Below are 12,391 nucleotides of genomic sequence, written 5' to 3'. Positions count from 1 at the left end.
CCTCTCCCCGAGCGCCCCGTATGTGGCTCAGCCGACGATGCGCTGACGCACCGCCTCGAACAGCGTCACGCCGGCCGCGACCGAGACGTTGAGACTTTCCACGCCCGCCGCAGCATCGCCGCCGGGCATCGGAATGGTCACCAGCTGGTCGCAATGCTCGCGCGTCAGACGACGCAGGCCGTCGGCCTCGCCGCCCAGCACCAGCGCGACGTTGCCACGCAGGTCGAGCGCGTACAGCGAGGCGTCCGCCTCGCCCGCCAGGCCGTAGATCCACACGCCCAGCTTCTGCAGGTCGCGCAGCGTGCGCGAGAGATTGGTGACGCGCACCACCGGAATGCTGTCCGCTGCACCGGCCGACGTCTTGCGCACGGTCGCGTTGACCTGCACCGCCTTGTCCTTGGGAATCACCACCGCGGTGACGCCGGCCGCGGCCGCGCTGCGCAGACAGGCGCCGAGGTTGTGCGGGTCCTGCACGCCATCGAGCACCAGCAGCAACGCCTTGCCCTCGGCGGCCTCGACCAGGCCTTCGAGCTCGTTCTCGTCCCAGGTCTTCGCCGCGGCGTAGCGCGCAGCTGCGCCCTGGTGGCGCAGGCCACCGGCCACGCCGTCGAGCGCCTGCTGGTTGACCCGGCGCACGTCGATGTCGCGGCGGCGTGCGGCCGATTCGATCTCGACGATGCGCGGATTCTTCGCGCCTGCTTCCAGCAGTACCTCGCGCACGTTCTCGGCGTCGTGTTCGACGGCCGCGGCCACGGCATTGATGCCGACGATCCACTGGTTCTGCTTGCTGGTCATGCGTGAGGTTCGAAGTCGGGAAGCGGAGGCGTAAACGCCTGCGGGGCCGGAACCGCCGGTCCCGGCCCCGCAGGGCGTCCTATTCTACTGGTACGGCTTCTTCTCGCGCTTGGCCGGCTTGCCGCGCGGCGGTGGCGGCCGGGGTTCGCCCGGCTCGGGCGCATCGGATTCGACGATGCGGAAGTCGATCTTGCGGTCCTCCAGGCTGGCCTTGAGCACCACGATGCGCACCCGGTCACCAAGGCGATACTCGCGCCCGGCGCGCTGGCCGCTGAGCATCCGGCGGATCGGATCGAAGGTATAGAAGTCGTTGGGCAGCTGGGTCACGTGCACCAGGCCGTTGACCTTGGACTGGTCCAGTTCGACGAACAGGCCGAAGCTGGTCACGCCGCTGATGACGCCGTCGAAACGCCCGCCGACGTGCTGTTCCATCCATGCGGCGCGATAGCGCTCGTCGACCTCGCGCTCGGCTTCCTCGGCGCGGCGCGAGCGCTCGGAGCACTGCAGCGACAGGCTCTCCATCAGGCGCGGCGTGTACAGGAACTTCGTCAGCGGCTGGCCCGACAGCACATGCTTGATCGCGCGGTGCACCAGCAGGTCGGGATAGCGGCGGATCGGCGAGGTGAAGTGCGCATAGGCCGCCAGCGCCAGGCCGAAATGGCCGATGTTTTCGGTCGCGTAGACCGCCTGGCTCTGGCTGCGCAGCAGCACCGATTCGAGCAGGGTCGCGTCGGGCCGGTCGCGGATCTTCTTCAGCAGCTGGGTGAAATCCTTCGGCTGCAGCTTCGACCACGGCGGCATGCGCAGCGAGAATTCCTTCAGGAATTCCAGCAGGTCGGCGTACTTCGACTCCGGCGGCTTGTCGTGCACGCGGTACGGCGCAGGCACGGCGGCGTCGAGCAGGCACTTCGCGGCCTCCACGTTCGCCGCGATCATGCATTCCTCGATCAGCTTGTGCGCATCGTTGCGCTGGAGCATGCCGGCCTGGGTGACCTCGCCGGTGTTGTCGAGCACGAAGCGCACTTCGCTGCTCTCGAACTCGATCGCGCCGCGCTTCTCGCGCGCCTTCGACAGGATCCGGTAGAGCTGGTGCAGATGCTCGACCTGCGGCAGCACCGCGGCGATCGTGGTGCGCACGTCGGCATCGTTCTCGCCGACCGCCTGCCAGACCTGGGTGTAAGTCAGGCGCGCGTGCGAATGCATCACCGCTTCGTAGAACTTCGAGGACGAGACGATGCCGTCGCGCCCGACCTGCATGTCGCAGACGAAACACATGCGGTCGACCTTCGGCTTCAGCGAGCAGATGCCGTTGGACAGCGTCTCGGGCAGCATCGGCACGACGAAGCCCGGGAAATACACGCTGGTCGCGCGCAGCTGGGCCTCGTCGTCGAGCGGCGTGCCTGGGCGCACGTAGTTCGACACGTCGGCGATCGCGACCACGAGGCGGAAGCCGTCGCGGTTGGGTTCGCAGTACACCGCGTCGTCGAAATCCTTGGCGTCCTCGCCGTCGATGGTCACCAGCGGCAGCGCGCGCAGGTCGACGCGGCCGCCGAGCATGCGCTCCTCGACCTCGACCGGAATCGCCGCTGCCTCCTCGAGCACTGGCTGCGGGAACTCGTGCGGCAGGTTGTGGCCGTGGATCGCGGCCTCCACCACCAGCGAGGGCTTGAGCACGTCGCCGAGCACCGCGAGCACGCGCCCGATCGGCGGGCGGTAGCTGTCGCCCGGCGCAGTGATCTCGCAGACCACCAGCTGGCCGTGCTTCGCTGCGTTACCGGCGTCGTGCGGAATCTGGATGTTGCGCTGGATGCGCTTGTCGTCGGGCACCACGAAGCTGATGCCGTGCTCGACCGCGAACCGGCCCATCAGCCGCGTCGTGCGGCGCTCGAGCACCTCGACGATCACGCCGGCGCGGCGGCCGCGTGCATCGACGTTGGTCAGGCCTGCCAGCGCGCGGTCGCCATGCATGACCTTGCGCATTTCGTTGGGCGGCAGGAACAGATCGTCGCCGCTGCCGCTGTCGGGGCGCAGGAATCCGAAGCCTTCCGGGTTGGCGATCACCGTGCCGGGGATCAGGTCGTTGCGCTTGGCCGGCACCAGACCGCCGCGGCGGTTCTGCAGCAGCTGGCCTTCGCGCAGCATCGCCGCGACGCGCTTGCCGAGCGCATCGGCGCGATCGGGCTCGACGAGATTGAGCTTGGCGGCCAACTCGTCGAAGGTCATCGGGCCATCTGCATCGGCGATCGTCTGCAGGATCGCCTCGCGGCTCGCAATGGGATTCTCGTAGCGCGCCGCTTCGCGGTTGGCGTAGGGATCCACGAAACGCGCGCCGCGGGAGGCTGGCGGCCGGTCGTGTCCGATGGTTGCCGACGCGCCGCTGCGCACGGCGCGCTGCAGGCCCGGATCGGGCATCCAGGGCGGGCGCGCGTCGGCGGGCTTCTTCTTCGCGTTGGGGCGGGCCGGCGCCGGAGTGCCGCGCTTGCCGGCCCCCTGCTTCGCGGGCCCGGGCGTGCCGCGGCTGCTGCCGCGTTTGCTGGGTGGTTTGGCCATTGTGGCGATGGTACAGGCTGCTCCGCGCAGCCGGCGTGGACGTCGATGCGTGGCGCGCGATCGCCGACGCACGAGTGCGTTGACAAGCGTCAGGTGCCTCGACAAAATGCGCGCCCTGACCTGCCCAGGTGGCGGAATTGGTAGACGCACTAGCTTCAGGTGCTAGCGGGGGCAACTCCGTGGAGGTTCGAGTCCTCTCCTGGGCACCAGGTCATCGCTGACACTACCGGCAGCGAACAGACAACCCGCCAAGGCGGGTTTTTTTGTGCTCGTCGAATCCGGATCTCCGTCCCTGTCGTCGCGCACCTGCGCACGGATTCCGTTGACGGCGGCGTCGACCGGTCAGCCCCGCATGCGAATGCGTGACACCGGCTTCGACACGATCCATTGACAGCCACCCCGCCGCCCCCCAGAATTGCCGGCCTGACCTGCCCAGGTGGCGGAATTGGTAGACGCACTAGCTTCAGGTGCTAGCGGGGGCAACTCCGTGGAGGTTCGAGTCCTCTCCTGGGCACCAGGTCATCGCTGACACTACCGGCAGCGAACAAGAACCCGCGAAAGCGGGTTTTTTTGTGCCCGGACGTTCTGCAGCGTCCGTTCCGTACGCGCATCGCACACGCGAAGGCCGTGCGTGCGCGCGCACGGCCTCGGAACTCAATCCTTGCGACGGTTGCCCGGATCGTCCGGCGGACCCTCGCCGCTGCGACGGTCGGGGTTGCCGATCCGCGCGCCCGCCATCGTCTCCGGATCGTTGCGCTGGTCCTGGTCGCGCTTTTCGGCCGATTCACCGGGCGCCGTGGGGCCATCGGGGGCACGGTCCCGCTCCAGCGGGCCGCGGGCAGCGTCCGGTGTGTCCTGCGTCGTCATCGGGTCTATCCGGTCGTGAACGGAAGACCCAGTGTCCTGCACGGCACCGGACGCCAACGTGAGCCGGTCAGCCGGCCTGCGCGTCTTCCCGGCGCTGCTCGCGCACCTCGAACCACATGCCGTTGAGAATCGCGAACGTCGCCGCGAGACCGATGCCGAGAATCCAGGCGAAGTACCACATGGCGTGCTCCTTGTAGGGCTCAGTAGGCGTTGAGGGTGTCGGCGACGCTCGCGCTGGTGACCTTGCCGCGCAGCACGCGGTAGACCCAGCTGGTGTAGAGCAGGATCAGCGGCAGGAACACGACGGTCGCCAGCAGCATGATCCAGAGCGTCAGCCGGCTGCTGGACGCATCCCACAGCGTCAGGCTGGCGCCGGGCATGCTCGACGAGGGCAGCAGGAAGGGAAAGATCGCGAATCCGACGGTCAGGATCACACCGGCAATCGAGACGCCCGAGGCCAGGAATGCCAGTCCGCCGCGTCGCATCCGCAGCAACGCCGCCGACGCCAGCGCGCCGAGCGCGCCGAGCAGCGGCGCGGCGATCGTCCACGGCATCGCACGATAGTTGTCCATCCATGCACCGGGCGTCGTGTCGACGGTCTTCTGAAGCGGGTTGGACGCGAGCGCGGTGTCGATCACCGATGACACGCGGAAGCCATGGATGCCGAACGCGATCCACACGCCGGCGCCGACGAACAGCGCCGCGCCCAGCACGGCCGCGACGCTGCCGTAGCGCGCGGCGCGCGCGGCGATGGCCCCATCGGTCTTGATCACCAGCATCGCCGCGCCATGCGCGACCAGCAGGCTCACGCTGACCAGCCCGGCGAGCAGCGCGAACGGCGTGAGCAGGCCGAAGAAACCGCCGGTGTAGACGGCACGCAACTCGGGCGTGAAATGGAAGGGCACACCCAGCAGCACGTTGCCCACCGCCACGCCGAAGATCAGTGCCGGCACGAAGCCGCCGACGAACAATGCCCAGTCCCAGGTCTGCTTCCAGCGCGGGTCCTCGACCTTGCCGCGGAACTTGAAGCCGACCGGACGCAGGATCAGCGCGAACAGGATCACGAACATCGCCAGATAGAAGCCCGAGAAGCTCACGGCATACAGCGGTGGGAAGGCCGCGAAGATCGCGCCGCCGCCGAGGATCAACCAGACCTGGTTGCCCTCCCACACCGGGCCGATGGTGTTGACCACGATGCGGCGCTCCGCGTCCGTCTTCGCCACGAACGGCAGCAACGCACCGACGCCCAGGTCGAAGCCGTCCATTACCGCGAAGCCGATCAGCAGCACGCCCAGCAGCAGCCACCAGATCAGGCGCAGGGTGGCGTAATCGAGGGGAATGAAATCCATCGTCGTGTCCTTGGGTCGGGGCGTCAGCCGCGCGCGGCGGGCGTGGGGTCGAGGTCGTCGGCGGCCAGCAGCGGCAGCCCCTCGCGGTCGGGCACCCGGTCGTCGACCGCCGCCGGTGCGCCGTCGCCCGCTGGCGGGGCCAGCACATCCGGCCCCTTGCCGATGGCCTTGAGCATCAGTTTCGCGGCGACGATCGCCAGGCCGGTGTAGATCACGACGAAGCCGCCGAGCGAGATCAGGATGTCCTTGAGCGCAATGCCCGAGGCCGCATAGAACGTCGGCAGCACGCCCTCCACCGCCCAGGGCTGGCGGCCGTATTCGGCGACGAACCAGCCGCATTCGATCGCGATCCACGGCAGCGGCAGGCTCCACAGTGCGATCCACAGGAAACGCCGGCCGTGTTCGACGCGATGCCGCGTGGTGCGCCAGAACGCGTAGGCGAAGAACGCGATCAGGTAGAAGCCGATGCCGGCCATGATGCGGAAGGTCCAGAACAGCGGCGCGACGCGCGGCACGGTGTCGAGCGCGGCCTGCGAGATCTCCGCCTCGCTCGCGGCGAGGATGTCCTCGCGATAGCGCTTGAGCAGCAGCGCATGACCCAGATCGCTCCAGTGCGCATCGAAGGCCGCGCGCGCGGCGGTGTCGGTGCGGTCTTCGCGAAGCCGCTTGAGCGCGGCATAGGCGAGCTGTCCGCCGCGGATGCGGTGCTCGGCGCGTTCGACCAGCTCGAGGATGCCGGGGATCTCGCCGTCCAGCGAACGCGTCGCGATCAGGCCCATCAGCCACGGAATCTTGACCTCGAAGCGGTTGTGCTGGCCGGCCTGGTCCGGCAGGCCGATCACGGTGAAGCCGGCCGGCGCGGCTTCGGTGTGCCACATCGCTTCGATCGCGGCGAGCTTCATCTTCTGGTGTTCGGTGGCGGCATAGCCGCTCTCGTCGCCGAGCACGACCACGCACAGCGCCGAGGCCAGGCCGAAGCTTGCCGCGACCGCGATCGAGCGGCGCGCGATGTCCCGGTGCCGGCCGCGCAGCAGATAGAACGCGCTGACCGACATCACGAAGATCGCGCCGGTCACGTAGCCGGCCGACACGGTGTGCACGAACTTCGCCTGCGCGACCGGGTTGAAAATCACCGCCATGAAGTCGGTGATCTCCATGCGCATCGTGTCGGGGTTGAACACCGCGCCGACCGGGTTCTGCATCCAGCCGTTGGCGACCAGGATCCACAGCGCGGAGAAGTTCGCGCCCAGTGCGACCAGCCAGGTGATCACCAGGTGCTGCACCTTCGACAGGCGGTGCCAGCCGAAGAAGAACAGACCGATGAAGGTCGCTTCCAGGAAGAACGCCATCAGCCCTTCGATCGCCAGCGGCGCGCCGAAGATGTCGCCGACGTAATGACTGTAGTAGGCCCAGTTCATGCCGAACTGGAATTCCATGACGATGCCCGTCGCCACGCCCATCGCGAAGTTGATGCCGAACAGCACGCCCCAGAACAGCGTCATCCGCCGCCAGACGTCGCGCCCGGTCATCACGTAGACGCTCTCCATGATGGCCATCAGGAACGAGAGGCCAAGGGTCAGCGGGACGAACAGGAAGTGGTACATCGCGGTCAGCGCGAACTGCAGGCGCGACAGTTCGACGACGGTCATGTCGATCATGGGAGCGGGCCGGAGCGGGTCATGCGCCCAGCGTGCGCTGCAGTTGGCGTGTCGGCATTGATCCAGATCAATGCGGAGACCTTCATGAGGCTGCGGTCGCGCCCCCCACCGTCATCCCGGCGAAGGCCGGGATCCAGAGCCTTTGCTTCGGGCGCCTTACTTCGGAAACAGCGTTGCGCCGACCGGGGGTTACTCCTCGGCTCGGTCAGGCATCCATGCCTGACTCGCCGCCGCGGGCCATCCATGGCCCGCCTCTCCGCAACCCCCGGCCGACACAACGCAATGCGGCTCGAACTTCGCGACCTCCTCGAACGCACGATTCTCAGTTTCGACGAAGGCATGATCCGATAGTTCGAGGCAGCGGATTGGCGGCCGGTGGCCGCGCCTAGCGCGCCATGGATGGCGCGCGCCCGAGTCAAGGCAGGATGCCTTGACCGAGGGATAAGCGGCTTCCGCCCGGCAAGCCGATGCCCGTCCGGAGTGACTCTGCTTTCACGCCATCAAGATCAGCACGACAGACTCGATTTTTCAGCGACGCAGCCGCACTTACACCCGACCGCTACACCCCCGCCGCACGTCGCAGCGCCGCCACATCCACCAGATCGATCCGCCGGGGATCCTCGAACGCGATCGCGCCGCCCTGCCGCAGCTTTGTGAAGCTGCGGCTCACGGTCTCGATCGTCAGGCCCAGATGATCGGCGATGTCCGCGCGTGTCATCGGCAGGTCGACGTGGCCGGCGGCAGCGCCCCGCCGCTGCTGGCGTTCCGACAATCCGAGCAGGAAGGCGGCGAGGCGCTCGCCCGGTCCGAGCCGGGCCAGCAGCATCAGATTGTCGCGGGTCGCATCGAGTTCGTTGCATGCCTGCGCGAGCATGCCCGCCTCGAGTTCCGGATAGCGCTGGCACAGGCTGCGCATCGACTGCAGCGGGAACACGCACAGCACGCAGTCGCCGACCGCTTCGAGCGTGTGCCGGTAGTGCGGCGCGCCGGAGAAACCGATGAAATCGCCGGCCATCAGGAAGCCGGCGACCAGACGACGGCCGTCGGGCAGCAGGCGCACACGGCGCAACATGCCGCGGGTGACGGTGTAGACCTCGCGGCGCGGATCGCCTTCGTAGGCGAGCGTGGCGCCGGCCGGCAGCAGGACCTCACCCGCCGCCGCTTCAAGCGCGTGGGTGTCTGCGGCCGGGATCGACGCGCAGACCGCCAATGGCCGGGCCAGACAGCCTGCGCAGCCGCCGTGCGAGGCGCGTTTCGCGGCGCCCGCCGCGTTGTGCCGCGCGGGCCCGGCGGGTTCGGCGGTGCTGCGCGCTTGGGGCCTGGTGTCCATGCGCCCACATGATACGCCCCGGCCCGCAGCGGCCCGCGGCGTCGCGACGCAGCAGCTGCGACCGCCAGCCGCTAAAATCGCCGCTTCCGCCGTAGATGCCGTACCGATGACCGAGTCCGTCCGCACCACCTTCCATGGCTTCGAGCAGCTGCCGCTGCGGGAGTTCGCCGAGCGCGCCTATCTCGACTATTCGATGTATGTGGTGCTGGACCGCGCACTGCCGTTCATCGGCGACGGCCTCAAGCCGGTGCAGCGCCGCATCATCTATTCGATGAGCGAACTGGGCCTGGGCGCGAGCGCCAAGCCCAAGAAGTCCGCGCGCACCGTGGGCGACGTGATCGGCAAATACCATCCGCACGGCGACAGCGCGTGCTACGAGGCGCTGGTGCTGATGGCGCAGCCGTTCTCGTACCGCTATCCGCTGATCGACGGCCAGGGCAACTTCGGTTCCAGCGACGATCCCAAGTCCTTCGCGGCGATGCGCTACACCGAATCGAAGATGACGCCGATCGCCGAGATGCTGCTGGCCGAACTCGGCCACGGCACCGTCGACTGGACCGACAACTTCGACGGCACGCTGGAGGAACCCTCGTGGCTGCCGGCGCGCCTGCCGCACCTGCTGCTCAACGGCACCACCGGCATCGCCGTCGGTATGGCCACCGACGTGCCGCCGCACAACGTCAACGAAGTCGTCAGCGCCTGCGTGCGCCTGCTCGACGATCCCGACGCGACCGCGCGCGACCTGTGCGAGCACGTGCGCGGCCCGGACTACCCGACCACCGCCGAGATCATCACCCCGGCCGGCGATCTGCTGCAGATGTACGAGACCGGCCACGGCAGCGTGCGCGCGCGTGCGACGTTCGAAAAGGAACACGCCAACATCGTCATCACCGCGCTGCCGCACCAGGTCAGCCCGAGCAAGGTGATCGAGCAGATCGCGGCGCAGATGCGCGCCAAGAAGCTGCCGTGGCTGGAGGACATCCGCGACGAGTCCGACCACGCCAATCCGGTGCGCGTGGTGCTGATTCCGCGTTCCAACCGCGTGGACGCCGAGCAGTTGATGGGCCACCTGTTCGCGACGACGGATCTGGAGAAGAGCTACCGCGTCAATCTCAACGTCATCGGGCTCGACGGCCGCCCGCAGGTCAAGAACCTCAAGGCGCTGCTCGGCGAATGGCTGCAGTTCCGCACCGACACGGTGACCCGCCGCCTGACCCATCGTCTGGAAAAGGTCGAGCGCCGCCTGCACCTGCTCGACGGCCTGCTGATCGCCTTCCTCAATCTCGACGAAGTGATCCGCATCATCCGCACCGAGGACGAGCCGCGCGCCGTGCTGCAGGCGCGCTTCAAGCTCAGCGACGAGCAGGTCGACTACATCCTCGAGACGCGCCTGCGCCAGCTCGCGCGCCTGGAGGAAATGAAGATCCGCGGCGAGCAGGCCGAGCTGGAAGCCGAGCGCGATCGCCTGATCGCCACGCTGGGAAGCAAGGCCAAGCTCAAGAAGCTGATCAAGGACGAGCTGCTGGCCGATGCCAAGAAGTTCGGCGATGCACGCCGTTCGCCGCTGGTCGCACGCGGCGCCGCGCAGGCGCTCGACGAGAGCGATCTGGTGCCGAGCGAACCGGTCACCATCGTCATCAGCGAGAAGGGCTGGGTGCGCGCGGCCAAGGGCCACGACGTCGACCCGGCGGCGATGAACTACCGCGACGGCGACGGCATGCTCGCGTTCGCCCGCGGACGCAGCACCCAGCAGGTCGTGTTCCTCGATTCCAACGGGCGCAGCTATTCGACCGTCGCGCATTCGCTCCCCAGCGCGCGCGGCAACGGCGAGCCGCTGACCGGTCGTTTCTCGCCGGCCGCGGGCGCTTCATTTCAGACCGTGGTCGCGGGCGAATCCGATGCGCGCTTCGTCGTCGCGTCCTCGCACGGCTATGGCTTCGTGACCCGCTTCGAGAACCTCACCGGCCGCCAGAAGGCCGGCAAGGCGATGCTGTCGCTGTCGCCCGGCTCGACCGTGCTGCAGCCGGCCGCGGTGCGCGCGGTGGAGGCCGACCGTCTGGTCGTGGTCACCAGCGCCGGTCATCTGCTTGCGTTCCCGGTCGCCGAACTGCCGGAACTCGACAAGGGCAAGGGCAACAAGATCATCGAGATCCCCAAGGCCAAGCGCGGCACCGAACAGGTGGTCGCGGTCGCCGTGGTGCCGCCGAACGCCTCGCTGCTGGTGCGCTCGGGCGCGCGCACGATGACGCTGTCGTTCAAGGAACTCGACGCCTACCTCGGTGCCCGCGCCTCGCGCGGCGGCCTGCTGCCGCGGGGCTGGCAGAAGGTCGAAGGGCTGGCGGTCGAATAAGCGCGCATGCAACCGGAGTTCTGGCACGAGCGCTGGTCCAGCAACCGCATCGGCTTCCACCGCGATGCGCCCCTGCCGCTGCTGGTGACGCATTGGCCGACGCTCGATCTGCCGGCCGACGCGCGGGTCTTCGTGCCCTTGTGCGGCAAGTCGCTGGACATGGTGTGGCTGGCCGGACGGGGCCATCGCGTGCTCGGCGTGGAGCTGTCGGAAATGGCCGTGCGCCAGTTCTTCGAGGAACGCGGCCTGGTGCCGCAGGTGCACGCGACGGCTGCGGGTGCGCATCACGTTGCCGGGCCGTACGAGCTGATCGTCGGTGACGCGTTCGGACTCGATGCCGCGGTACTCGCGGATTGCGCCGCCGTCTATGACCGCGCGGCGCTGATCGCATTGCCGCCGGCGCTGCGGCGTACCTATGCGGCGACCGCGTGGCGGCGCCTGCCGACTGCGTGCCGAGGCCTGCTGGTCACGCTGGAGTATCCGCAGGCGGAGAAGGCCGGCCCGCCGTTTTCGGTCGAGGCCGACGAAGTGCATGCGCTGCTGGATGCGGACTGGCGGGTCGACGCAATCGAACGGCGCGACATCCTCGCCAATGAGCCGGGCTTCGTGGCCGAAGGCGTCACCGCATTGTCGACGGTGGTGTACCGGGTCGAGCGACGCGGCTGAGGCTGCAGTAGTCCGCCCCTTCCCTCGCCTGCGGGGCATTGGGCCCTTTACGGGTCGAAGGCTGGGATGGGGGCAAACGGCCAAGCGCAGAAGAATCGAAACCCGGGCGAAACGCTTGAGTCCGAGATCATAGGCATCCGGTGGTTCGCCCCCACCCAACCCTCCCCCGCGCGCGGAGGAGGGCTCAAAGCAGAACGCCCGCGGCGAGCGCGGGCGTTCTGCTTCATAAAGCTCGAGAACAGTCGGGTATCACACCCCCGCGTGCGTCCCGTCCGCTTCGCCCATGCGGCTCTGCTGGTAGCGCTCCAACCCGATCATCCTGATCAGGCGCAGCTGCTTCTCCAGCCAGTAGGTGTGGTCTTCCTCGGTGTCGGCGAGCTGGGTCACCAGCACTTCGCGCGAGACGAAGTCGCCGTGCTGCTCGCACAGGACGATGCCCTTGGCGAGGTTCTCGCGCACCAGATACTCGAGGTCCAGATCCTTGCGCAGCATCTCTTCGACGGTGACGCCCGGCTCGAATGCGTCGGGACGCATGTCGGGCGTGCCTTCCAGAAACAGGATGCGGCGCAGCAGCGCGTCGGCGTGCTGGGTCTCCTCTTCCATCTCGTGGTTGATGCGCGTGTAGAGCTGCTGCAGGCCCAGGTCTTCGTAGCGGCGCGAATGCAGGAAGTACTGGTCGCGCGCCGCCAGCTCGCCACGGAGCAGGAACTTCAGGTAGTCGACGACTTCGGGATGACCTTTCATGGCGGGCTCGCAACGCGGGAATGCGGCCAGTATGCCGACCCCGGGATGACGATGATCGGATGGAAATGCCTGCATTTCTCAT

The 12,391-nt window shown here is 68.1% G+C and carries 10 protein-coding genes and 2 tRNA genes; 4 read left to right on the top strand and 8 right to left on the bottom strand.

The genetic code is table 11. The features are described from left to right. Nucleotides 1-27 precede the first annotated feature (27 nt). Together rlmB and rnr are read right to left on the bottom strand one after the other, a co-directional pair. A complete protein-coding gene (gene rlmB / locus E2F49_RS01440; RefSeq protein ID WP_133392311.1) occupies nt 28-795 on the bottom strand; it encodes a 23S rRNA (guanosine(2251)-2'-O)-methyltransferase RlmB in 768 nt (255 codons plus the stop codon). Between the two features lie 84 nt (nt 796-879). After that, entirely contained in the window at nt 880-3,345 is a 2,466-nt protein-coding gene (gene rnr, locus E2F49_RS01435) for a ribonuclease R (protein ID WP_133392310.1), read from the bottom strand. 122 nt (nt 3,346-3,467) lie between these two features. On the opposite strand from rnr, the gene E2F49_RS01430 reads away from it, so the two are divergent. Beyond that, nucleotides 3,468-3,554: transfer RNA gene (locus tag E2F49_RS01430), tRNA-Leu, on the top strand. Between the two features lie 221 nt (nt 3,555-3,775). Next, nucleotides 3,776-3,862: transfer RNA gene (locus E2F49_RS01425), tRNA-Leu, on the top strand. Between the two features lie 137 nt (nt 3,863-3,999). Here E2F49_RS01425 and E2F49_RS01420 read toward each other — a convergent pair. The 5 genes from E2F49_RS01420 to E2F49_RS01400 all read right to left on the bottom strand — a co-directional run bounded on the left by E2F49_RS01420 (nt 4,000) and on the right by E2F49_RS01400 (nt 8,549). Next, nucleotides 4,000-4,212, bottom strand: a complete 213-nt coding sequence (locus E2F49_RS01420) for a hypothetical protein (protein WP_133392309.1) — start codon at nt 4,210-4,212, stop codon at nt 4,000-4,002. A 67-nt stretch (nt 4,213-4,279) separates the two neighbouring features. After that, nucleotides 4,280-4,393, bottom strand: a complete 114-nt coding sequence (gene cydX, locus E2F49_RS01415; RefSeq protein WP_133392308.1) for a cytochrome bd-I oxidase subunit CydX — start codon at nt 4,391-4,393, stop codon at nt 4,280-4,282. A gap of 19 nt (nt 4,394-4,412) precedes the next feature. Then, the gene (cydB, locus tag E2F49_RS01410; protein ID WP_133392307.1) at nt 4,413-5,561 is read right to left on the bottom strand and encodes a cytochrome d ubiquinol oxidase subunit II; all 1,149 of its coding nucleotides are present in this window, start codon (nt 5,559-5,561) and stop codon (nt 4,413-4,415) included. Between the two features lie 23 nt (nt 5,562-5,584). After that, nucleotides 5,585-7,219 (bottom strand): cytochrome ubiquinol oxidase subunit I, encoded by a 1,635-nt coding sequence (locus tag E2F49_RS01405; protein WP_133392306.1) that lies wholly within the window; start codon nt 7,217-7,219, stop codon nt 5,585-5,587. A 559-nt stretch (nt 7,220-7,778) separates the two neighbouring features. Further along, nucleotides 7,779-8,549, bottom strand: coding sequence for a Crp/Fnr family transcriptional regulator (locus E2F49_RS01400; RefSeq protein ID WP_133392305.1), 771 nt, complete (start codon nt 8,547-8,549; stop codon nt 7,779-7,781). A gap of 106 nt (nt 8,550-8,655) precedes the next feature. Here E2F49_RS01400 and parC point away from each other — a divergent pair, with 106 nt between their 5' ends. Both parC and E2F49_RS01390 read left to right on the top strand, forming a co-directional pair. Continuing rightward, nucleotides 8,656-10,899: a DNA topoisomerase IV subunit A gene (parC, locus tag E2F49_RS01395; RefSeq protein ID WP_133392304.1), complete on the top strand. Its 2,244-nt coding sequence runs from the start codon at nt 8,656-8,658 to the stop codon at nt 10,897-10,899. 6 nt (nt 10,900-10,905) lie between these two features. After that, nucleotides 10,906-11,565, top strand: coding sequence for a thiopurine S-methyltransferase (locus E2F49_RS01390; RefSeq protein WP_133392303.1), 660 nt, complete (start codon nt 10,906-10,908; stop codon nt 11,563-11,565). A 249-nt stretch (nt 11,566-11,814) separates the two neighbouring features. Here the strand turns inward: E2F49_RS01390 and bfr are convergent, their stop codons facing one another. Continuing rightward, nucleotides 11,815-12,309, bottom strand: coding sequence for a bacterioferritin (gene bfr / locus E2F49_RS01385; protein WP_055247293.1), 495 nt, complete (start codon nt 12,307-12,309; stop codon nt 11,815-11,817). Nucleotides 12,310-12,391 lie beyond the last annotated feature (82 nt).

The sequence above is a fragment of the Luteimonas terrae genome (assembly GCF_004358165.1).
GTDB classification, from domain to species: domain Bacteria; phylum Pseudomonadota; class Gammaproteobacteria; order Xanthomonadales; family Xanthomonadaceae; genus Luteimonas; species Luteimonas terrae.
This window is presented reverse-complemented; position numbering and strand designations above follow the sequence as displayed.